The sequence below is a fragment of the Mycobacterium sp. 1245499.0 genome (assembly GCF_001673615.1).
GTDB lineage: Bacteria > Actinomycetota > Actinomycetes > Mycobacteriales > Mycobacteriaceae > Mycobacterium > Mycobacterium europaeum_A.
In genome coordinates this window covers 23,579-44,507 of the sequence record NZ_LZMG01000149.1, presented here as the reverse complement: position 1 = coordinate 44,507, position 20,929 = coordinate 23,579, and the positions used below count along the sequence as shown (strand labels likewise).

Genomic DNA, 20,929 nt, shown 5'->3' with positions numbered 1-20,929 from the left:
ATGGCGACACCGAACCTTCCGCCGGGCTTCGATTTCACCGACCCCGACATCTACGCCCGTCGGCTTCCGGTGCAGGAGTTCGCCGAACTGCGTGCCACGCAACCCATCTGGTGGAACGAGCAGCCGCTGGATCAAGGGGGCTTCGGCGACGGCGGTTACTGGGTGGTGACCAAGCACCGCGACGTGCGCGAGGTGTCGCTGCGCAGCGATGTCTTCTCGTCGGCCACCAAGTCGATCGTGCCGCGCTACCGGGAAGACTTGGCGCAGGGGCAGATCGAGGCGGGGCGGGCGTCGATGATCATGATGGACGACCCCGAGCACAGCCGGTTGCGCAAGATCGTCTCGCGGGGCTTCACGCCTCGGGCGGTCGAGCGGCTGCGCGCCGAACTCACCGAACGCGCGCGACGCATCACCGCCGACGCCGCCGCGCACGGCTCGGGCGATTTCGTCCGGCAGGTGGCGTGCGAGCTGCCGCTGCAGGCCATTTCGGGACTGCTCGGTGTGCCGACGGAGGACTACGACAAGCTGTTCGACTGGACCAACAACATGATCGGCAGCGACGACCCGGAGTTCGCCGGCAATGACGCGCTGACGTCGGCGGGTGAATTGATGTGGTACGCCATGCAATTGGCGGCGCGCAAGGCCGAGGAACCCGGCCCGAAGGATCGCGACATCGTCACCACGCTGATCGAGGCCGATTCCGAGGAGCAGCGACTCTCCGAGGCCGAGTTCGGCATGTTCGTGGTCACCCTGGCCGTGGCCGGCAACGAGACGACCCGCAACTCGATCACCCAGGGGATGATGGCCTTCACCGACCACCCGGACCAGTGGGAGTTGTTCAAGGCACAGCGGCCGCAGACGGCGGCCGACGAGATCATCCGCTGGGCTACCCCGATCACAGCGTTCCAGCGCACCGCGTTGACGGACACCGAACTCGGCGGCGTGGCCATCAAGCAGGGCCAGCGGGTGGTGCTGTTCTACCGGTCGGCGAACTTCGACGACGAGGTCTTCGACGAGCCGTTCACCTTCGACATCATGCGCAGCCCCAACCCGCACGTCGGATTCGGCGGCACCGGAGCGCATTACTGCATCGGCGCCAACCTGGCGCGCATGACGATCGATCTGATGTTCAACGCGATCGCCGACCGCATGCCCGATCTGAGCTCGGCCGGCGATCCCGAACGGTTGCGGTCGTCGTTCATCAACGGGATCAAGCATTGGCAGGTCGACTACCGCGGGACCTGCCCGGCGGGGCGCTAGCTGGGCTGGAAAGGCTGCTCTCGCTCGGTTTCCTGGCGCTCCCCCGCGGCGATGAAGTCTTCGATCAGCTCGACCACCCGGTTGGGCGCCTCCACCTGTGCGAAGTGGCCCACGTCGGGCAGCACCTCGAGCCGGGCGTCGGTGCGCGCCTCGTGTGCGGCGTAGGCGTGCGCGACGGGAATGATGCCGTCGCGCTCCCCCCAGATGGCCATGACCGGTAGCTCCTCGCGCAGCCGCAGCCGGTTGAGCGCGCTGACGGCCTGTCCGCGGTAGTCGACGACCGATCGCAGCGTCTTGAGGAACGATTGTCGCGTCTCGCCATCCGACAGCGACGAGTAGGCGCTCCACAGCTCGGCACCGCGCGGCGACTGGATGCCGGCGCTGCGCAGCCAGGACCGCAGCTTGTTGCCGACGGACAGGACGGGGTGCGGCGCGATGATCGGCAAGACCAGCTCCGCCCCGGGTGCAGAGAGCAGCCGCAGCACCCATCCCACGTCCGGGCCCAGGCCGCCGCTGCTGATCAGGATCAACCCCTTGGCGTAGTCGGGGTGCTGATAGACGAACTGCATCGCCACCCCGCCACCGAGGGAGTGACCGACGAGGGTCGCCTGGCTGACGCCGAGCTCGTCCAGGAAATCCCGCAGCCAGACCGCGAACGCGCCCAGCGAATAGTCCGTGCGGGGCTTCGCCGACTCGCCGTGGCCGAGCAGGTCCGGGGCGATGACCCGGAACTTCTTCGACAACGGCGGTATCACCGACCGCCAAGTCTCCGCGCTGCCCGCCATGCCGTGGATGAGCAGCAACACCTCGCCGTCACCCTCGTCGCGGTACGCGATGCGATCGCCGTGCAGGTCGAGAACCTTCACCTCACTCATCCGCCCTGGGTACCCGCTTTGGGCTGCCTACAGCGATGATCTAGTGCATGACCGAACCGGTTGCGACCCGCGTGGCCGTCTACCTCGACTTCGACAACATCGTGATCTCCCGATATGACCAGATTCACGGTCGGAACTCGTTTCAGCGGGACAAGGCCAAGGGCCTCGAGCAGCAATCTGAGCGGCTGGACCGGGCGACCGTGGACGTCGGCGCGATCCTCGACTTCGCGTCGTCCTTCGGGACCCTGGTGCTCACCCGGGCCTACGCGGACTGGTCGGCGGATATCAACGCCGGGTACCGCGGACAGTTGGTGGGCCGCGCGGTCGACCTGGTGCAGCTGTTCCCGGCGGCGGCGTACGGCAAGAACGGCGCCGACATCCGGTTGGCGGTCGACGCAGTCGAGGACATGTTCCGGCTGCCCGACCTGACCCACGTGGTGATCGTCGCCGGTGACTCCGACTACATTCCGTTGGCCCAGCGCTGCAAGAGGCTGGGCCGGTACGTGGTGGGCATCGGGGTGGCCGGCGCGTCGAGCCGGGCGCTTGCGGCGGCCTGCGACGAGTTCGTCATCTACGACGCGCTGCCCGGCGTTCCGGTGCCCGCCGACGCGGGATCGGCCAAGCCGAAGAAAGCGGCCGGCCGCGGCAAGTCGGCCCAGCCCGAGGAAGCCGACGAGCCCGAGGAGCAGCCCGACCCGCAGGCCGCCGCGACCGCGCTGCTCACCCGCGCGCTGCGGATCGGCCTGGAGAAAGACGACGTCGAGTGGCTGCACAACTCCGCGGTGAAGGCCCAGATGAAGCGGATGGACCCGTCGTTCAGCGAAAGATCCCTGGGATTCCGCTCGTTCAGCGATTTCCTGCGGTCGCGGTCCGACGTCGTCGAGCTGGACGAGACCTCGACGACGCGGACGGTGCGGCTGCGCGCGCAGGATTGAGGATCGCGACCCGCGCGATGCCGCCATGCATTTCCCGTTGGATGTATGGCGCTTCGTCCATCAGTGCGCCGATATCGTTGACACCCCTGGGCACCGGCCATACATTATTCGAAAGTCGTCCGCACGTTGTGCGGAACCAAGGAGACCGTCATGACCGTCGGTGCCGCTCCCCCAAGCGTTTTCGAGGCCGACCTGCCGACGCTGTCCTACGACCCCGAGGAAACGCCCGCCCAGGTCTACCCGCGACTGCGCGAGGCGCAGCGGCGGGCCCCCGTCGCGCTGGGACCGCACGGGCCCGAGGTGCTCTCCTATCACCTGGTCCGTTCCGTGCTTCGCGATCCCCGATTCCAGATCCCGCCCGGCATCAACCTGCTCGCCCAGGGCATCGACTCGGGGCCGCTGTGGGACAAGGTGGCCAACAGCCTGCTGTGCCTCGAGGGTGACGCGCACCATCGGCTGCGCAGCCTGTGCTCCAAGGCCTTCACCCCGCGCACGGTCGCGCGCCTGCACGACACCATGGTCGGGGTGCTCAACGAGCTGGTCGCCCGGGTGGCGGCCGCGGGCCGCTGCGACGTCGTCACCGATATCGCCCGCCCGTACCCCGTTCCGATCATCTGCGCGCTGCTCGGCGCGCCCCGCGAGGACTGGGAACAGTTTTCGTTGTGGGCCGACGACGTGTTCAAGGCCTTCAGCTTCACCGTCGACCTGCGCGCGGTCGAGCCGGTCGTGATGCGCGCGTGGCGCCAGCTCGACGACTACGTCGACGAGATGGTCGCCCGGCGGCGGCACAGCTTGACCGATGACCTGCTCTCCGACCTGATCCGCGCCGAGGACGAGGGCGACCGCCTCGACGCCGCCGAGCTGCGCATGTTGGCGGGCGGACTGCTGCTGGCGGGGACGGACACCACCCGCAACCAGGTGGCTGCCTCGGTGCAGGTCCTGTGTGAACATCCTGACCAGTGGGAGCTGCTGCAGCAGCGTCCCGAGCTGGCGATGCGTGCCGTCGAGGAGACCATGCGGCACTCGCCGATCGCCTGCGGCACGCTGCGGCTGGTGGTCGAGGACGCCGAGCTCGACGGCTACTCGTTTCCCGCCGGCACCGCCGTACTGGTGAATACCTTTGCCGCCAACCGTGATCCGGTGGTGTACGACGACCCCGACCGGGTCGACATCACCCGCGCGGCGCCGCCGCCCATCCTGACGTTCGGCGGCGGGGTGCACTACTGCCTGGGCGCGAACCTGGCCAGGCGCGAGATCGCCGAAGCGCTGAACGTCCTGGCGAACGGGCTGCGCCACCCGCGCATCGCCGGACCGGCACCGTGGAAGCCGATGGTGAGCCTGAGCGGTCCCAAGAGCCTGCCCATCGAGTTCGACCGGTAACCATCGGCCCCTTCCGCCGGGCGCAGGTTGTGACAAAGCGCGCCATACGCCCGAGTCGCGGCCGCATCGGGGCGGCTTTACGCTGCTTGGTTACACGAACGTAATGGGGGTTTTCGATGCGTGCAGCCTGGGCGCGTGCCCGGTGGCGGCGCCGGTCGCGCTACCGGCGCGCCGCGGTCGCGTCGGCGGCCTGCCTGGCGTTGGCCTCCTGTTCGGAAACCGCGGCGCCGCCCCCGCTCACCGCCACCACCTCCACATCCGTCTCCAAGACCAGCACCCGCGCGGCGGCCCCGCCCGCACCGATCACCGGGCCGCTGGAAAAGGACTGGAAAAGTTACGGCGGCACGGCCTATTTCGGCTGCCCGGAGAAATTCTCGGCCGGCAAATCGGCGCTCGAGGACATCCGGCCGAAAATCTTCGACCCGAAGACCGGGCAATACGTCGCGCCCGCCATCCCCACCGTGCCGGCCGGGGAGAGCCTCATCGGCGGCATGTGCGCGCTGACCGGCACGGCCGACGACATGAAGGTCGTCTATCTCGTCGCCACCACCGGGCCGGCGCAGCCACCCGCGCCCGCAGCCACCAAAACCACCGCGTACGTCTACGACTCCAAATCGGGCCAGCAGGTCGCCACCAAGGAGCTGCAGCCGCCGTCGCTCGACCTGAAGCCGACCGCACCCAAGGACTGGGGACTGGGATCGACCGCCTCCGGCGTGGCGTGGCTGAACGCCTTCACCGACGGCCACGGCGCCGCGTCGCCGCCGCGCACCGTCGTGCTGTCCGGCGGTGACCTGTCGACGATCTGGACCGATCCGCAGCCCGGCCGGGTCTGGCAGGACGTGCTCGCGTTCCAGCGCAACACCGAACCCGGCAAGACATCCGGCGCCGAGTTGCGCCGGCCCAGCGGGGAGGCGATCTTTCAGGACAACGACGTGCAGTCCGTCGACGCCGAATTGACCGACGGGCCGAACAAACTGGTGAAGCTCACGCACTGGGATTCGTATAACCCCCCGGCGCTGTCGACGATGTTCTACGACCTCAACGCCAAGTCCATCATCAAGATCGGTGATTCGGACCGGATTTCCGGCGGTGGGCTGAGCGCGGCGCTGTCCGACGGGAAGCTGTTCGTCGACGGCCACGGTTCGGACACTTCGCAATTCGGCTTCGGCGTCTGGAATCTGCGCACCCAACAATGGGACTTCCAAAAGAGCCGCGACGACGCCAAGAAGCTGTCGGTCTCCAAGCTGGCGTTCTTCGAAGACCACCTCTACATCACCGGCACCGGCGGGACGAATTCCGTGATCGCCTTGCCCGCAACCGATCCCGTCGCACCCAACTGGGCGCTACGCCCGTTCGAGCGGATCTCCGGATGGACGCTGGTGTGTCGCGGTGAGACGGCGCCGGGCGCCAACGGCGAGTGCAAGGAAATCGTCATGGTGCAAGACCAGGACGGCCACTACCCCGGGCCCTGGTTCTGACGTTCGGTCGCGCACTAGAACAGGCCGAGGGCCTGCGGCACCATGTACAGACCGAAGCCGATGGTCACGAAACACAGTGCGCGGGTGACGTATTTGTGCAGCCCCCGCATGCGCCACCGCTCGGGCAACGCCCTGGCCTCCAGCGCCAGCAGCAGGCCCAGCACGATCGGCAGCAACAGCGCGTTCATGACCTCGACGTCGACCGCCAGGTTGACCAGGTCGACACTGGCCAACACCAGCACCGCGCCCACGATGTGGGCGAGCGCGTAGGTGACGTAGAACTTGGCGGTCGCACGGTTGGGCCGCTCGTTGAGCGTGTGCTTCCAGCCGAACACCTCCGCGAGCCCCCAGGCCCCGGCCAGCGAGGCCACGATGGCGGCCACCAGCGCCGCGCCCAGCATGCCCAGGCCGAACAGCACCGTCCCGCCGACGTGGCCCAGATAGGGCGTCAGCGATTGGGCGATCTGGCCGACGGTTTCCAGCTCCGCCCCGCCGCCGTGTTTTCCGATGGTCCCAATAGTGGACGCCATCGTGATCACCACCGCGATCATGATCAGCTGGGTCAGCACCGCGCCGAACGCGGTGTCGTAGCGAGCCTGCCGAATCGTGCTCTCCGACAAGCGCTTATCGACGACCGCGCCCTGCTGGTAGAAGATCATCCACGGCATGATGACCGCGCCGACGTTGGCCGCGACCAACAGCAGGTACGACGAGTTGCCCAGCGGCATCGACGACAGACCGTCCACCAGCGCCCTCGGATCGGGCCGGGCCATCACCATGGCCACCAGAAACGCCAGCTCGGCCGCGCCGACGACGAGGCCGATGCGTTCGACGCGCCGGTAGCTGCCGGTCAGCGCCAGCCCCAGCAGGGCGGCGGTGGCGACCGGAATGCTCACCCAGCGCGAGACGCCGAACAGTTCCCCGACCCCGGCGACGCCGGCGAATTCGGTCAGCAGCGCCCCGATCGCGGAGGCGAACAGCGTGAAGGCCGACAGCCACGCCCAGCCGCGGCCGAACCGCTCCCGGATCAGCGAGCCGTGGCCGCGTCCGGTGACGATGCCGAGCCGCACGGTCATCTCCTGCACGACGTAGAGGACTGGCATCAGGATCAGCTGCGGCAGCACCATCCGGTAGCCCCACTGGGCCCCGGACTGCGACGCGGTGATGAGCGAGCCCGCGTCGGTGTCGGCGAGCATCACCACCAGGCCGGGCCCCCACACCGAGAGCAGTCCCCACCGTAGCCACCGGCCACGGGTTCGCAGCGATACCGGCGGCCGGTCGCCGAATCCGTCGGCCACCGGCTGCGTGGTTGTCTCGGTCACCCGGCGATGATAACTAAGGGTCGCCTAACCGCGGGCGTTATCCCGGAGAGCGCCATTGACCAAAAACGCACAACCATTCTCGAAAATGCGATAGGTCTTCTCGAAAAGCGAGAGTACGTTACCCAGGTATGCAAACGGTGCGTAGCTTCTGCCGCGTCTGCACCTCGGTCTGCGGCATCCTCGTCGACGTCGACGGCGACGAGGTGGTCCGCGTCCGCGGCGACCAGGACCATCCCTTCTCGCACGGCTACACCTGCCCCAAGGGCCGCGCGCTGCCGCAGCTGCACCACCACCCCGATCGGCTCGAGCGTCCGCGGATGCGGGTGGACGGGCGGTTGCAGGACGCCACCTGGGACGCCTGCCTGGACGACCTGGGCACCCGGCTGAAGCAGATCATCGATCGGCACGGACCGGCGTCGGTCGCGTTCTACTTCTCCACCATGGAAAGCGCCGGCTTCCGGATGGCCGAGGCCCTGCACGCCGCGATCGGCACGCCGGCCAAGTTCAGCCCGCTGACCATCGACGGCACCGCCAAGCCGCTGGTCTCGGATCTAGTCGGCGGGTTCATGGGGCTGTCCGGCCGCACCGACCTGGACAACGCCGACTTCCTTTTGCTGGTTGGCGTCAATCCCGTTGTGTCGCATGGCCATGCGATCTCGATGCCCAACCCGACCGGCACGGTGCGCGAAATCGCCCGGCGCGGTCAGGTGTGGGTGATCGACCCGCGCCGCACCGAGACCGCCCGGCTGGCCACCGCCCATCTGGCGCCGCGGCCCAGCACCGACCACGCGGTGCTGGCCTATCTGGTACGCGAAATCCTGTGCGACGGAATGAAATCCGATGTACCGGTGCAGGGCATCGACGCGCTGTCCGCCGCGGTGGCGCCGTTCACGCTCGAGCACACCGCAGCGCTGGCCGATGTCGCGAAAGCCGACCTGCTCCGGCTGTGCGAGGCGGTGCGCGCCGCCGAGTGCGTCGCGGTGGAAACCGGCACCGGTGTCACCATGACGGCCGAACGCGCGAACGTCACGCAGTGGCTCGCGTGGGTGCTGATGATCCTCACCGGTGCGATGAACCGGCCCGGCGGGACGTGGTTTCATCCCGGATTCGCCTACCAGCTAGAGACTTTCGGCGAGTTCCTGCCCGTCACGCCGATCGAGGGTGTCTTCGGTCCCGGTCCGCGCAGCCGCCCCGAGGCGCAGGCCTTCATCAACGAGTGGCCGTGCGCGGTGTTGCCCGACGAAATCGCCGCCGGCAACATCCGCGCGCTGATCAACGTCGGCGGCAGTCTGGTCACCTCGTTCCCCGAGACGGGCAAGCTGATTCCGGCCCTGCAGAACCTCGAGGTGTTCGCCACCACCGAGATCATCAACAACGAGACCACCGAACTGGCCACCCACGTCCTGCCCACCAAGGATCCGCTGGAGCGGCCCGACATCACCATCCACGACATCCTGAGTTCGCATGTGTCGGTCCAGTACAGCCCGGCCGTCGTGGCCCCGGTCGGCGAGCGGCGCTCGATGTGGTGGGTGTTCGCCGAGCTCGGCCGGCGGCTCGGCTATGACCTCGGCAATCTCGGGAACCCCGACACCAGCACCGACGACGACGTGCTGGCCGTCCTATTGGCAGGCGCGCGAACGGGTTTCGACGAGGTAGCGGCGGCGGGTTGGGCCGAGGCTCCGCGCGAGTTACCGGCGGCCTGGGTCGACGAACATGTCGCGCGGATGGGGGGCTGGCGGCTGGCGCCGCCGCTGCTGGTCGACCAGCTCGCCGCGCTGGAACCGCCCGCACCCCTGGTGATGGTGCCGCGCCGGCAGCGCCGAAAGCTCAACGGGCAGCTGGACTTTCTCGGTGAGGCGCCCGAGATCCTCATCCATCCCGACGATGGCGCAGCGGCCGGGGTCATAACCGGCCAGAGGGTGACCGTCCGCAGCACGAGCGGAGAACTGACCGGCATCGCAAAGGTCGACGACTCCATCCGGCGCGGAGCGGTGTCGATCCCGCACGGCCACCACGTCGCCAACGTCAACCGCCTGACCAACAAGGACGATATCGACGTGGTGACCGGCATGGTGCGCTACTCCGGCATTCCCGTGAGCCTGCACCCCGCCTAGGCGGACAGATCCCTGACTCTGCTTGGTGACGTCGGGCAGTCGGCGCAGGCAGACAGTTTGTGACGCAACAGCTTGCGGATAATCAAGATCGAGGGTTCAGTCGATTAGATAGGCGGGCAATCGGTGACGGTGATCATTTCCCGCGTGGCCAACGCGCTGATCGCCGATGTCGACGTCACGGTACCGACGACGTCGATCAATAGACGGGTCCTGGACCGTTACCGCCGCCGCCACGGTGGTCTGTGGGTCGGCGGCCGGCTCACCGTTACCGAGACCGATGTTCAGTTCCACGCCAACGCCCTCAACCGCGCGATCCAGTCGGGACAACTGGACATCGTCGTCGACCTCGGTTCGGTCGAAGCCGTGGAACTGCTGCCGGGTGTTCTCACCAAAATCGTCGCCATACACACCGGTGACCGGGCGACCAAAATTCGCTGCTTCGGGGCAGCGAAGGTCGCGGACCAAATTCGCACTGCAGCGTCTGCCGCGGGAGCTTGAACTGGCTCCGGTCAGGTCTTGCACCGTTCGATGAATCGGGAGGCGAGGAAGTCATCTGCACCACAGATCACCGCGTCGGCTGTCCGGTGTGCCCAGTCGTGACAGGGTGTCGTGGGCCGCGATCATGTCGATGCTGCGCGGTGAGATGTCAGTGTCGCCCGGCCGTACCGACAACGTGGCCGCAACGGCTCTCGGTGAACGCCATCAGAAGACCGCGTCGGCTAAGCGGTCGACCTGGTCGATCTCGGCGACACACGGATGGAAGATGACTCCGTCGAAACCTAGGTCGCGGTAGGCGCGCACGGTCTCGATCGCCTCGTCCGCCGAGCTGAGCATGTCGGCGACGTTGAGGGCGGCGAAGTCAGGCTTGAAGCCGTAGTAGCGCTGCAGATGGGAGCGACCCATAGCGATGGTGTCGGCATCGCCGAAAGCGAAGTTGACGCTGGCCGCAAGCCACGGGCGTCCCGCGCGGCCCGCCTCCGCCCATGCCACCCGCACCCGATCGGCCAGCGCAGACTGGTTGGCGTAGTCACGCAACGCTCCTGCGGTCCAGCCGTCACCGATCGCGGCCGCGCGGCTGATCGTCGCGTCCGCTCGCCCGCCGAACAGGATCGGAATCCGCACGGGCGCAGGGGTCAGCGGCTTATCGCCCGTCACGGTGTGGGCGTCACACGTTGCGCGCACCACGGCCACGGTCTCGTCGAGGATGCGCCCGCGCCGGCGATAGTCCACGCCGACAGCGGTGTAGTCATCGGGTCGGCTGCCGATGCCCAGGCCGAGGGTGAGCCGCCCACCGGATGCGGCGGCAAGGGTGGCGACTTGCTTGGCCAGCGGCACCGCGGGGTACAGCGGAGCCAGCAGCACGTTGGTCGTCAGGCCGATGTTTGTGGTCGCGCCCGCGGCTACAGACATCGCGACCAGCGAGTCGAGGCTTTCGTAGACCAGCCGGTCTATGGCGGCTAGTGCCGCGAAACCGCGCCGTTCGGCTCGACGCGCCCACTCGGCGGTCAACGGCCCGGGCACGTGTGCGATATGGCTGGGCAGTCCGATTCCAATGTGCATGGCGATATCGCTCCTTATGAGTTGATTGCCGCAAAGACGTCGTCGTAGTTGCCGTCGCGGGCGGCGAATCGCACGTGTTTGGCGGCATCGACCACGATCTCTGCGGCGTCAGGCCGGCCGTGCAACAGCGAAAATGCCTCGGCGACAAAGGCGTTGACCGACATCGTGGCCGCGCCATCGCCCCGTTCGGCAAGCATGTCGGTCTGGACCCGCGGCGGGATGATCTCAATGACCTGGACCCGGGTGTGACGCAATTGGTGGCGCAACGACTGGGTGTAGGCGTGCAAGCCCGCTTTGGTCGCTGAGTAGCTCGGCGCGTCCGCTCTGGGGACGAACGCTAAAGCGGAGGTGATGTTGGCGATTGCGGCGTGCTGCTGGGAGAGCAGCGTGGGTAGCAGTGCCGCCGTGAGCCGTATCGGGCCCAGCAGGTTGACCGCGACCGTCTGCTCGGCGATGTCCGCCGAGGTGGTTAGCAGGTCCTCGGAGCGCATCACCCCCGCGTTGTTGATCAGGATGTTCAGACCGGGGTGGCTGCCGGTCAGCTCAGCGGCCAACCGGTTGATGCTGTCCGGCTCCGCCAGGTCCAAGTGGCGGTATTCGATGCCCGGGTTGGCATCGGCGACGGCCTGCAGCACGCCGCGACGGCGTCCGGCGATCACGACCTGGTTGCCGGCTCGGTGCAGGGTTTCGGCCAGGCAGCGACCGATTCCGGTGCCGCCACCGGTGACCAAAATGGTGTTTCCTGTCGGCTTCATGGACTTCAGGCTCGCAGCGACGGCGGTGAACTTGCGATCGTTGCGGCGAAATTGTGCAGAAGTCCTCACCCAGACCGCGATCGACGCATACTTTTCGTTGTGCTTGACGACTTAGACGCGCAGATTCTGCATGCCCTGCAGCTGGCTCCTCGGGTGTCGTTTCGCCGGATCGCCACCGTCGTCGAAGCCACTGAGCAAACGGTCGCGCGTCGCTACCATCGGCTGCGCCGCGACGGCGTGGTGCGCGTTGTCGGGCTGGAGAACCGGTGGACCGATGGGGAAGGGAGTTGGGTGTGCCGGATGCGCGCCGCACCCGAACGCATCCAGCAGCTGGCCGACGCCTTGGTGCGCCGGCCAGACGTGTCTCATGCCAACGTGCTGGCGGGATGGACCGACCTGGTTTGCGTCATCCGTGCGCCGGTGGGTGACACCCGGGAGGATCTCCTGAAGCTACTCCCGCGAACAGCCTCGGTCACCGACATCACCATCGACCTGCTGCTGCATTCGTTCGGGCAGCCTCACAGTGCACCGTGGACCGGTTACGGCCGCACCCTCACCGACCGGCAGGCCGCAGCGATCCTGGCGGAGCGAACCGGTCGGATGCCCGGCGCTCAGCGGTGCTCGCCCACTGCCGCGGACCGCCCGATCTTCGAGGCGCTCGCCGAGGACGGCCGGACGTCGCAACCGAAACTCGCCGCACGCGCCGGCTGGTCGGTGGCCAGAGTGGGCCGGCGACTCGGGGCGCTCGAAGCCGGCGGCGCCCTGCTCTTCGACGTCGACGTGTTACCGGAACGACTCGGCCACCAGCTCAGCGCGATGCTGTGGCTGACAGTAGCGCCCCGCGACATCCAATCCGTGGGCGAGCGCATCGCTGCGCACCACCACATCGCCTTCGCCGGCGCCATTAGTGGGACCAAAAACCTTGTGGCGATTGCGATCTGCCGGGACATCGATGATCTGTACCGGTACCTCAGTGAGCAACTCGGACAGATCGCGGAAATTCTCAGTTACGAGGTCAACATCCGCACTCAACGCCTCAAGCAGCACGGATCGCTGGTGGCGCAAGGAAGGCTGATCAACTCCCGCCCCTTCCGCACTGGGCGCTGAGCCGCCCCGGCGCGGCGCGCCGTCGAATGAAGCACGGCTGCATCTTCAGCCCTGCTCGCGGACAACTCTTTTCGCTCCGAAGGCGACGAGCGCGGTGCAGATCACCAGCACGCCGGTGGCCGCGGCTTCGGCGATCAACGAGCCGGAGTTCAGCACTTGCCGGTCCGGCACCAGGGAAATGCCCATCTCGTTCTTGGCGTCGCCGGCCAGTACCGCCGGATAGACCAGGCACACGACGGCGGTGACGAACGCGACGACCGCGCATCCACAGGCGACGAGCCCGAGCACGCGCACTCGGGCCGCGCCCAGGACCGCGGCGCCGGCCGCCAGGGAGGCGATCAACACGACCCATCCCGGCACGCTGTCCACCATGCCGGCGAGCAGATGGCCATATTCCTGCCTGTCCTCGCCGACGTAGACGCCCAGGCCATTCCACCGAATGGGCAATCCCAGCCGGCTGACGTCGACCCAGGGCAGCAGTGTCAATGCGGCTGATGCGATGGCCGCCGCGACGGCCACCACGGTGATCACCTTGGTACGCAGCATGTTTCCTTTCGATCGGCCGGCCGGCCGGGACGAATTTCGCGCCGGCCACTCAGGGTAGGCGGGATGGCCCGTCACGCAACGGGCGAGTTAACCCCCGAGGTCAGGGGTACCCCACCGGGCATGAGGTGGGTAACCGAGCACGCGGTCGCGATCTTCTCGGCTTTGCTTTCGGCGTTCTGGGCTGCGGTGGGAATCGTCGTTCGGCAGCGCGCGACCCACCGGGTTCCGGGTGATGAGGCCATGTCCGCGGCGATGGCGACGACGCTGGTTCGCCAGCCGCTGTGGTGGGCCGGGACGTTTGCCGCGGTTGCGGGCTACGCGTTTCAGGCCGTGGCGCTGGCCCACGGCTCGCTGCTGTTGGTCCAGCCGTTGTTGGTGTCGTCACTGCTGTTCGCGCTGCCGCTGAGCGCGGCGCTGTGCCACCAGCGCATCAGCGCGCCCCAGTGGGGGTGGGCGATGCTGCTGACGGCGGCGCTGGCGGTTTTCCTGCTGGTGGGCGAGCCCCGGGAAGGGCATAGCCGCCCCCCGATACCGGCGTGGACGCTGGCGTTGGCGATCACGGTCCCCGCGGTGATCGCCTGCGTCGTCGCCGCGCACCGCGCCGCGGGCCGGATGCGAGCGTCACTGCTGGGTGTCGCCGTGGCGGTCCTGCTCGGCATGATCGCCGTGGTGACCAAGGTCTGCACCCACCGCTTCGCGATGGGCGGTTGGCATGCGCTCTTGACCGTCCCGGCCCCGTACGTGCTGGTCGGGCTCGCGGTGACGGTCACGGTAGTGCAGAACTCCGCGTTTCACGCCGGCGCGCTGCAGGCGTCGGTGCCGATCATGCTGGTGGGCGAACCGGTGGTCGCCGTCCTGCTCGGCGTGGTGGTGCTCGGCGAGCACCTGGCGGTGGGCGGCGCGAGCGCGCTCGTCCTCGTCCTCGCGGTGGTGGCCATGGGGGCGGCCACCGTCGCGCTCGGCCGCAGCCAGGCCATCGAAAACGGCGGCGTCGCGGGCGAGGCGCCCACCGCAGCGCCGGAGCGTGACGAGGCCGCGCTGACGGCGGTCGGGGTAAGCCCGCGCGGCGGGCGTTACGCCAACTGATCCTGGGGTATCGGTTCGGGCAGCGTGTTCGCTTTGGTGGTCATGTCTTTGCATTCGCCGTAGATGGTGATCGACCCGCCGGAATTCTGCACCGGCGAGTAGGGATCGAAGACCGCCGTAACCCCTTGTTTGCTGACCGCGGAGCCATGCGTGCGGAAGTCTCCCGGCCCGCCCCAGCCGTGTTGTTTCAGGGTCGCGACCATCTGCTCGATCTCGGCTCGGGATGCTTCCAGGGTGGGCGCGTGGTCGTAGGCGATGCCGACGATTCCCCGGAAGGGCGCCACAGCCTGGTCGTTACAGGAGTCGCGGCTGAAATGCGCCGACACGCCTTTGAGTCCCAGCGTGGTGGCGATCTCTCGCGCCGCATTGACCACTTGGGCCCTGGATTGTTCGGGAGTCATCGGGTTGGGCACCCCTTCGCTCAGATTCCTTACGCTGCTGCAGGATTGAAGCGCGAGGGTCAGCACCCCCGCCGCGGCGAGGGCAAGCAACCACCGCCAGGTGGCGCTGCTGATTCCCCTTAAGGTGTTCATGGCTGTTCTCAATGGTAGTGGCCTCCTGTCGGGCGTCGAAGTGCCTCCGGGTCGAATTCATCGGGGAGCCAGTAACTGCCGCGGTGCTGTGCGGTCATATTGTCGTGTTCGAGTGCGTCACCGTGACCGGATGCGATGTCGGCGATGCTGAACAACGATTCGTTCCCGGGCGTGAAGTAGGAGCTGTGGTCCTTCAGCGGGAAGGTCAGCCCCGGCGCTTCGGCCTTGAACCGTGTCGAACCCCAGCCTTCGACGGCCGGGTCGCTACCGAGCCCGACCGTGACTCCGGTTCCGGGCAGGTGTCCCTGGATGCCGCCGAGGTGGGTGATCGGGTCGGTGGATGCGGCGCCGACATAGACGTGTCCGCCTTCGGGAAGGTGGAAGTCGCCGGCATTGTGGGCAAGGTCGGTTCCTGGACAGCCCACCAGGACAACGTCATTGGCGTGCATCCCGGATCCCGCCGCGGCGTCGGCCACCGTAGTGGAGCCGTAGGAATGACCCACCACGGTCACGTGTGAGTTGCCCGGTTGGTGAGTTACGCCGAGCGCGTTGACATCCCCGGCCAGTAGGCTTCCTCCGTTTCTGGCGAGCGTCGTCTGCCCGATCTGGGGATCTAATGCGCTGTCTGGGGCGTGATACCCCATCCACACCAGAACCGAATTCGATTTGTTCGGATCGGCCCGTTGCGCTTCGTTGTAGATGTTTCGTCCGTCCGTGTGACTCAGATAGCCGTCGCGCACGCTGCTGCCCGTTCCCGGTACGAGCACGGTGGTGTTGTCGGCCTTGTCGGGGTTGCCGATGGCGATGGCTTCCCTGCCGCGACCGTCGAACGCTTCGGGATCGTAGGTCTGCAGGAACACCGGGTTCTTGCTGCCATCGGGGTTCGTCCCGTTCGTGTTGAGGCCGTCGCGTGTCTTGAGCGCGTTGTTGTAACGGGTGATGGCCGACGGCGACAGGCCGTACAGCTCCGGATGCTGGGTCACCTGGTCAACACCGACATGGGCTCGGTCAGCGGCGCTTTGCACGCGGGCGATGTCGTCGTTCATCACCGCCTGGTTGACCGTGTCCCGGCTCACGGTCTCAATGCCGTTGAGGTTGCCCAACTCCGGCGGATGCTGCGCGAGCAACTGATCGCGCTGTTCCTGACTGAGGGAATTCCACCACCGCTTGACGTCTTCGGGTTTGGTGTTCGGTGGCGGGATGTGAATCTGTTCGGGTTTGTCCTGGGCGTCCGCCGGCGCAAGCGGCTTGGGGTCATACCCGTCAGCACGCAGATTTCCCAGCGAGTTCTGCAGCGTGGCCGAATAGTCGTTGCGTATCGAGTTCAGCTGGTTGAGAGCGACTTTGGTGTCGTTGACGGCGGACGTTTTGATGGCATCGATGATGGCGTGCAGTTCCCGCTGGGTCTGCGCGTCAGGGTGGTCCCGCAGATCCTGCTCCGCCAGATCGATCAAATGGTCGAGCTGCTCCAATTGCCCTTCCAATTGGGCGATCTCGCGGGCTCCCGCCTGTTGCGCGCCGGCCAACGAGGCGGCGATGTTCTCCAGGTCTGCGCCGATTTTGGGCAACTGTTCGGATTGCGCGCCAAGCGATTTGACGGTGCGCTGCACTTCAGCGGAGTCGTTGATCGGGCTGCCGCCGTCCTGATGGTTCCAGGCGGCGTTGAAGCGTTGCTGCGCCTGCGCGAATGCGTGGTCGGCCTCGGCCGTGTGGCGGCCCGCCCCATGGAAGGCTTCCGCCAGACGCGCGATCTGGGCCGGGTTACCGGCCTGCAGGGTTCGGTTGATCGCCCACGGGTCGCCGCCGGCCCCCGCGATCAGCTCCGCGATGGTGAGATGCTTCAACTGCATCGCATGTCCGTACCGCGCACGGGAGAAAGATTACCGCCGCCAGGTTGTCGATCAATTCACCTTCGGCTGCGAGCGTCACTTTGGATGCCAAGGGATTTCGCCATGAGACGATTCGTGAACCCGACGATCAAAAGGACTCGAAAACGCGAGCGCGACAAGGCAATCCAGGTCAGGAGCACAGCAGCAGGACACCCTCCCGGTGGACTTGGAGTTGGAGGAAGTACCGGGAGGGTGCCTGGCTTTTGTCGACGGTGGTCACCTGGCGCGTGAGTCGCCCTCCACGACGAATAAGAGCCGATCGACGAAGGCGAGATCGTCGGCCAGCTTTTCGATCAGCTCCGCGGCGCGAGCCTGCCGGACCCCGGCCAGGCGATCGTGCGCGGACACGGCCGACTCACGGGCGGCGAGGATGGCGGTACGGCATTGGCGTAACGCGCCGAGAGCGTCGGGAGAACCAGCCATGATCGCCCCCTGGGTGATGCTGTGCTGGATGAATTCCCCCCAGCACGCCCGGCGACACCGGCTTGACCGAATTGTTACAACTTGTCTTGTATTAATTGCGCACGTGTCGCACAGCGGGCGCCGGCGGCGAGCGTGGACGACCCACGGCGCCGGCCGAAACAGGCTTGGTGGCAGGTACAGGATTCGAACCTGTGAAGCTTTCGCGACGGATTTACAGTCCGCTCCCATTGGCCGCTCGGGCAACCTGCCGCCAGACAGGTTACAACGAGCGAGTAGACAAAGCACAAACGCCTATCACCGGATGAAGGGACGGAATGCATGGCGGACTCATCGTTCGACATCGTCAGCAAAGTGGATCGCCAGGAGGTCGACAACGCGCTCAACCAGGCCGCCAAGGAGCTGGCCACCCGCTTCGACTTCCGCGGCACCGACACCACAATCGCCTGGAAGGGCGACGAGGCTATTGAGCTGACCTCGTCCACCGAGGAACGCGTCAAGGCGGCCGTGGACGTCTTCAAGGAGAAGCTGATCCGCCGGGACATCTCGATGAAGGCCTTCGACGCCGGCGAACCGCAGGCCTCGGGCAAGACCTACAAGATCAACGGCTCCCTCAAGCAGGGCATCAGCAGCGAGAACGCCAAGAAGATCACCAAGCTGATCCGTGACGACGGCCCCAAGTCCGTCAAGACGCAGATCCAGGGCGAGGAAATCCGGGTCACCAGCAAAAAGCGTGACGACCTGCAGGCCGTCCAGGCGCTGCTCAAGCAGGCCGACCTGGACGTGGCGCTGCAGTTCGTCAACTACCGCTGACCGGCCCGGCGCGGTTTCCCGGTTCCTAGCCCGACCAACCGGTGGGTCTCTAGGCTAGTGACGAGTCCCACAATTTGAGCGAGGTTCGCGATGACCGTGACTCCCCAGCAAGCCGCCGACGGTGGTGCGACAGAGGCCGGGTACACCGACGTGATCATCGTCGGTGCCGGCATCTCCGGCATCGACGCGGCCTATCGGATCACCGAGCGCAATCCGCACCTGACCTACACCGTCCTGGAGCGGCGCGCGCAGATCGGCGGGACGTGGGACCTGTTCCGCTATCCCGGGGTGCGCTCGGACAGCAGCATCTTCACGCTGTCCTTCCCGTTCGAGCCGTGGACCCGCAAAGAGGGCGTGGCCGACGGCGTGCACATCCGCGAGTACCTGGCCGCCACCGCGCGCAAGTACGGCATCGATCGGCACATCCGGTTCAACAGCTATGTGCGGTCGGCCGACTGGGACTCGGCGACCGACACCTGGACGGTCACCGTCGAACAGGACGGGGCGCGCAAGCTATACCGCGGGCGCTTCCTGTTCTTCGGCAGCGGCTACTACAACTACGACGAGGGCTACACGCCCGACTTCCCGGGCATCGAAGACTTCCAGGGCACCGTGGTGCACCCCCAGCACTGGCCAGAAGACCTCGACTACACGGGCAAGAAGGTGGTGGTGATCGGCAGCGGGGCGACCGCGGTCACGCTGCTGCCGTCGTTGTCGGACCGGGCCGCCAAGGTCACCATGCTGCAGCGCTCGCCGACCTATCTCATCTCGGCGTCCAAGTACGGCACTGTCGCCGCCGTCTCCCGAAAGCTGTTGCCCCGCAAGCCCGCCCATCTCGTTGTTCGCATGTACAGCGCTCTGACCGAGGCGGTGTTCTTCGCGTTGTCGCGCAAGGCGCCGGGGTTCGTGCGCTGGCTGTTGCGGCGCAAGGCGATCAACAGCCTGCCCGCCGGCTACGACGTCGACACCCACTTCAAGCCGCGCTACAACCCGTGGGATCAGCGGATGTGCCTGATCCCTGACGCCGATCTGTACAACGCGATCACCGCGGGCTCGGCCGAGGTGGTCACCGACCACATCGACCACTTCGACGCGACCGGCATCGCGCTGAAGTCCGGCGGCCATCTCGACGCCGACATCATCGTCACCGCCACCGGCCTGCAGCTGCAGGCGCTCGGTGGGACCACGATCAGCCTGGACGGCACCGAGATCAAGACCAGCGACCGCTTCGTCTACAAGGCGCACATGCTCGAAGACGTGCCCAACCTGTTCTGGTGTGTGGGCTACACCAACGCGTCGTGGACGCTGCGGGCCGACATCACCGCCCGGGCGACCGCAAAGCTCATGGAGCACATGGCCTCTCACGGCTATACCCGCGCCGCCCCGCATCGCGGCAACGAGCCGATGACCGAGAAGCCGTCGTGGGACATCAACGCCGGCTACGTGTTGCGCTCGGTGCACATGCTGCCGAAGTCGGGCACCAAGCGGCCGTGGAACGTGCGGCAGAACTACCTGGCCGACGCGCTGGACTACCGCTTCGACCGGATCGAGGAGGCGATGGTGTTCGGCCGGGTCGATGACCGCGCGCCGCTGGCCGGCTAGCCCGGTCTGAGTGTTCGTGAACTGCTACTAAATCGCAGGTGTCCGCAATACGCTGATCGCCATGGCATCTGAGAAGCGCGAACCCAAAGTCGTTGTGCTCGGTGGCGGTTCCTGGGGCACCACCGTGGCATCAATCTGCGCGCGTCGCGGTCCGACGCTGCAGTGGGTGCGCTCCGAGGCGACCGCCAGCGACATCAACGACAACCACCGCAACAGCCGCTACCTCGGCAACGACGTCGTGCTCAGTGACACCCTGCGCGCCACGACCGACTTCGCCGAGGCGGCCAACTCCGCCGACGTCGTCGTGATGGGCGTTCCCTCGCACGGCTTTCGGGGGGTGCTGAGCGAGCTGGCCAAGGAGCTGCGGCCGTGGGTGCCGGTGGTGTCGCTGGTCAAGGGGCTCGAGCAGGGCACCAACATGCGGATGTCGCAGATCATCGAGGAGACGCTGCCCGGCCACCCCGCCGGCATTCTGGCCGGGCCGAACATCGCGCGCGAGGTCGGCGAGGGCTACGCCGCCGCGGCGGTGCTGGCGATGCCCGACCAACACCTGGCGACCCGGCTGTCGGGCCTGTTCCGCACCCGGCGCTTCCGCGTGTACACCACCGACGACGTCGTTGGGGTGGAGATGGCCGGGGCGCTGAAGAACGTCTATGCCATCTCGGTCGGGATGGGCTACTCGCTGGGCATCGGCGAGAACACCCGCGCGCTGGTGATCGCCCGCGCGCTGCGGGAGATGACCAAGTTGGGCGTCGCCCTCGGCGGCAATCCCGATACCTTCCCGGGCCTGGCCGGCCTGGGTGACCTCATCGTCACCTGTACCAGCCAGCGCAGCCGCAACCGCCATGTCGGTGAACAACTGGGGGCGGGCAAGCCGATCGACGAGATCATCGCCTCGATGAACCAGGTCGCCGAGGGCGTCAAGGCCGCCAGCGTGATCATGGAGTTTGCCAACGAATTCGGGCTGACCATGCCGATCGCCCGCGAGGTCGACGCCGTGATCAACCACGGCTCGTCCGTCGAGCAGGCCTACCGGGGCCTGATCGCCGAGGTACCCGGCCACGAGGTGCACGGTTCCGGCTTCTGAACTGGTCGTTCCGAGCTGGCCAAATTCAAATCTTTGCGTTCTCTATGGGCACGGCCCGCCAGCTTGACCGGTCTTTGCCAGCAAAATACCGTCAATCCAGGCGGCCAGCGGTATCCGGGCGCGATCCTGCGGGTCACCCCGGCGTAATCGTTTGTACGCCAGCGCGT

19 protein-coding genes and 1 tRNA gene are annotated in these 20,929 nt (G+C 67.0%); 11 read left to right on the top strand and 9 right to left on the bottom strand.

Annotation, left to right across the window (positions count from 1 at the left end; genetic code table 11):
- Positions 1-1,260 carry a cytochrome P450 gene (locus tag A5646_RS07660; RefSeq protein ID WP_066877612.1) on the top strand — a complete coding sequence of 420 codons (1,260 nt, stop codon included), beginning with the start codon at positions 1-3 and terminating at the stop codon, positions 1,258-1,260.
- Here A5646_RS07660 and A5646_RS07655 read toward each other — a convergent pair.
- Positions 1,257-2,135: an alpha/beta fold hydrolase gene (locus A5646_RS07655; protein ID WP_066877610.1), complete on the bottom strand. Its 879-nt coding sequence runs from the start codon at positions 2,133-2,135 to the stop codon at positions 1,257-1,259. The two genes, A5646_RS07660 and A5646_RS07655, sit on opposite strands and share 4 nt — an antisense overlap.
- Before the next feature lie 47 nt (positions 2,136-2,182).
- On the opposite strand from A5646_RS07655, the gene A5646_RS07650 reads away from it, so the two are divergent.
- From A5646_RS07650 to A5646_RS07640, 3 genes are all read left to right on the top strand, one after another.
- The gene (locus A5646_RS07650) at positions 2,183-3,070 is read left to right on the top strand and encodes an NYN domain-containing protein (protein WP_066866382.1); all 888 of its coding nucleotides are present in this window, start codon (positions 2,183-2,185) and stop codon (positions 3,068-3,070) included.
- 150 nt (positions 3,071-3,220) lie between these two features.
- Positions 3,221-4,450 carry a cytochrome P450 gene (locus A5646_RS07645; RefSeq protein WP_066866440.1) on the top strand — a complete coding sequence of 410 codons (1,230 nt, stop codon included), beginning with the start codon at positions 3,221-3,223 and terminating at the stop codon, positions 4,448-4,450.
- Positions 4,451-4,566: 116 nt separating this feature from the next.
- A complete protein-coding gene (locus tag A5646_RS07640) occupies positions 4,567-5,928 on the top strand; it encodes a hypothetical protein (protein ID WP_066866384.1) in 1,362 nt (453 codons plus the stop codon).
- Positions 5,929-5,942: 14 nt separating this feature from the next.
- Here A5646_RS07640 and A5646_RS07635 read toward each other — a convergent pair whose 3' ends face one another.
- Positions 5,943-7,250 carry an NRAMP family divalent metal transporter gene (locus tag A5646_RS07635; protein WP_066866386.1) on the bottom strand — a complete coding sequence of 436 codons (1,308 nt, stop codon included), beginning with the start codon at positions 7,248-7,250 and terminating at the stop codon, positions 5,943-5,945.
- 128 nt (positions 7,251-7,378) lie between these two features.
- On the opposite strand from A5646_RS07635, the gene A5646_RS07630 reads away from it, so the two are divergent.
- Positions 7,379-9,364 (top strand): molybdopterin-dependent oxidoreductase, encoded by a 1,986-nt coding sequence (locus A5646_RS07630; protein ID WP_067020975.1) that lies wholly within the window; start codon positions 7,379-7,381, stop codon positions 9,362-9,364.
- A gap of 144 nt (positions 9,365-9,508) precedes the next feature.
- On the top strand, positions 9,509-9,862 hold the full coding sequence (locus A5646_RS07625; protein ID WP_156765546.1) for a hypothetical protein: 354 nt from the start codon (positions 9,509-9,511) through the stop codon (positions 9,860-9,862).
- A gap of 204 nt (positions 9,863-10,066) precedes the next feature.
- Here A5646_RS07625 and A5646_RS07620 read toward each other — a convergent pair whose 3' ends face one another.
- Entirely contained in the window at positions 10,067-10,924 is an 858-nt protein-coding gene (locus A5646_RS07620) for an LLM class flavin-dependent oxidoreductase (protein WP_066866392.1), read from the bottom strand.
- Between the two features lie 14 nt (positions 10,925-10,938).
- Positions 10,939-11,679: an SDR family oxidoreductase gene (locus A5646_RS07615; RefSeq protein ID WP_066877600.1), complete on the bottom strand. Its 741-nt coding sequence runs from the start codon at positions 11,677-11,679 to the stop codon at positions 10,939-10,941.
- A gap of 99 nt (positions 11,680-11,778) precedes the next feature.
- Between A5646_RS07615 and A5646_RS07610 the strand changes: the two genes are divergently transcribed.
- Positions 11,779-12,786 (top strand): Lrp/AsnC family transcriptional regulator, encoded by a 1,008-nt coding sequence (locus tag A5646_RS07610; protein ID WP_066877598.1) that lies wholly within the window; start codon positions 11,779-11,781, stop codon positions 12,784-12,786.
- A 45-nt stretch (positions 12,787-12,831) separates the two neighbouring features.
- Here A5646_RS07610 and A5646_RS07605 read toward each other — a convergent pair whose 3' ends face one another.
- Positions 12,832-13,332 (bottom strand): hypothetical protein, encoded by a 501-nt coding sequence (locus A5646_RS07605; RefSeq protein WP_231997767.1) that lies wholly within the window; start codon positions 13,330-13,332, stop codon positions 12,832-12,834.
- 120 nt (positions 13,333-13,452) lie between these two features.
- Between A5646_RS07605 and A5646_RS07600 the strand changes: the two genes are divergently transcribed.
- Positions 13,453-14,418: a DMT family transporter gene (locus A5646_RS07600; RefSeq protein WP_067020968.1), complete on the top strand. Its 966-nt coding sequence runs from the start codon at positions 13,453-13,455 to the stop codon at positions 14,416-14,418.
- Here the strand turns inward: A5646_RS07600 and A5646_RS07595 are convergent.
- From A5646_RS07595 to A5646_RS07580, 4 genes are all read right to left on the bottom strand, one after another.
- A complete protein-coding gene (locus A5646_RS07595) occupies positions 14,406-14,951 on the bottom strand; it encodes a hypothetical protein (RefSeq protein WP_231997768.1) in 546 nt (181 codons plus the stop codon). The genes A5646_RS07600 and A5646_RS07595 overlap by 13 nt on opposite strands.
- An 8-nt stretch (positions 14,952-14,959) precedes the next feature.
- The gene (locus tag A5646_RS07590; protein WP_067020965.1) at positions 14,960-16,801 is read right to left on the bottom strand and encodes an alpha/beta hydrolase; all 1,842 of its coding nucleotides are present in this window, start codon (positions 16,799-16,801) and stop codon (positions 14,960-14,962) included.
- Between the two features lie 255 nt (positions 16,802-17,056).
- Positions 17,057-17,263 carry a hypothetical protein gene (locus A5646_RS28830; RefSeq protein WP_066866401.1) on the bottom strand — a complete coding sequence of 69 codons (207 nt, stop codon included), beginning with the start codon at positions 17,261-17,263 and terminating at the stop codon, positions 17,057-17,059.
- Positions 17,264-17,428: 165 nt separating this feature from the next.
- A tRNA-Tyr gene (locus A5646_RS07580) sits at positions 17,429-17,512 on the bottom strand.
- 69 nt (positions 17,513-17,581) lie between these two features.
- Here A5646_RS07580 and A5646_RS07575 point away from each other — a divergent pair.
- The 3 genes from A5646_RS07575 to A5646_RS07565 all read left to right on the top strand — a co-directional run bounded on the left by A5646_RS07575 (position 17,582) and on the right by A5646_RS07565 (position 20,762).
- A complete protein-coding gene (locus tag A5646_RS07575; RefSeq protein ID WP_066866403.1) occupies positions 17,582-18,073 on the top strand; it encodes a YajQ family cyclic di-GMP-binding protein in 492 nt (163 codons plus the stop codon).
- Between the two features lie 90 nt (positions 18,074-18,163).
- The gene (locus A5646_RS07570; protein ID WP_067020962.1) at positions 18,164-19,675 is read left to right on the top strand and encodes an NAD(P)/FAD-dependent oxidoreductase; all 1,512 of its coding nucleotides are present in this window, start codon (positions 18,164-18,166) and stop codon (positions 19,673-19,675) included.
- 61 nt (positions 19,676-19,736) lie between these two features.
- Entirely contained in the window at positions 19,737-20,762 is a 1,026-nt protein-coding gene (locus A5646_RS07565; RefSeq protein WP_066866407.1) for an NAD(P)H-dependent glycerol-3-phosphate dehydrogenase, read from the top strand.
- The last annotated feature ends 167 nt before the right edge of the window (positions 20,763-20,929 follow it).

What these genes read in the sequence shown, in the direction of transcription:
- A5646_RS07660 (WP_066877612.1), top strand. Translation starts at nt 1, where the DNA reads ATGGCGACACCGAACCTTCCGCCGGGCTTCGATTTCACCGACCCCGAC.
- A5646_RS07655 (WP_066877610.1), bottom strand. Translation starts at nt 2,135, where the DNA reads ATGAGTGAGGTGAAGGTTCTCGACCTGCACGGCGATCGCATCGCGTAC.
- A5646_RS07650 (WP_066866382.1), top strand. Translation starts at nt 2,183, where the DNA reads ATGACCGAACCGGTTGCGACCCGCGTGGCCGTCTACCTCGACTTCGAC.
- A5646_RS07645 (WP_066866440.1), top strand. Translation starts at nt 3,221, where the DNA reads ATGACCGTCGGTGCCGCTCCCCCAAGCGTTTTCGAGGCCGACCTGCCG.
- A5646_RS07640 (WP_066866384.1), top strand. Translation starts at nt 4,567, where the DNA reads ATGCGTGCAGCCTGGGCGCGTGCCCGGTGGCGGCGCCGGTCGCGCTAC.
- A5646_RS07630 (WP_067020975.1), top strand. Translation starts at nt 7,379, where the DNA reads ATGCAAACGGTGCGTAGCTTCTGCCGCGTCTGCACCTCGGTCTGCGGC.
- A5646_RS07620 (WP_066866392.1), bottom strand. Translation starts at nt 10,924, where the DNA reads ATGCACATTGGAATCGGACTGCCCAGCCATATCGCACACGTGCCCGGG.
- A5646_RS07615 (WP_066877600.1), bottom strand. Translation starts at nt 11,679, where the DNA reads ATGAAGCCGACAGGAAACACCATTTTGGTCACCGGTGGCGGCACCGGA.
- A5646_RS07605 (WP_231997767.1), bottom strand. Translation starts at nt 13,332, where the DNA reads ATGCTGCGTACCAAGGTGATCACCGTGGTGGCCGTCGCGGCGGCCATC.
- A5646_RS07600 (WP_067020968.1), top strand. Translation starts at nt 13,453, where the DNA reads ATGAGGTGGGTAACCGAGCACGCGGTCGCGATCTTCTCGGCTTTGCTT.
- A5646_RS07595 (WP_231997768.1), bottom strand. Translation starts at nt 14,951, where the DNA reads ATGAACACCTTAAGGGGAATCAGCAGCGCCACCTGGCGGTGGTTGCTT.
- A5646_RS07590 (WP_067020965.1), bottom strand. Translation starts at nt 16,801, where the DNA reads ATGCAGTTGAAGCATCTCACCATCGCGGAGCTGATCGCGGGGGCCGGC.
- A5646_RS28830 (WP_066866401.1), bottom strand. Translation starts at nt 17,263, where the DNA reads ATGGCTGGTTCTCCCGACGCTCTCGGCGCGTTACGCCAATGCCGTACC.
- A5646_RS07575 (WP_066866403.1), top strand. Translation starts at nt 17,582, where the DNA reads ATGGCGGACTCATCGTTCGACATCGTCAGCAAAGTGGATCGCCAGGAG.
- A5646_RS07570 (WP_067020962.1), top strand. Translation starts at nt 18,164, where the DNA reads ATGACCGTGACTCCCCAGCAAGCCGCCGACGGTGGTGCGACAGAGGCC.
- A5646_RS07565 (WP_066866407.1), top strand. Translation starts at nt 19,737, where the DNA reads ATGGCATCTGAGAAGCGCGAACCCAAAGTCGTTGTGCTCGGTGGCGGT.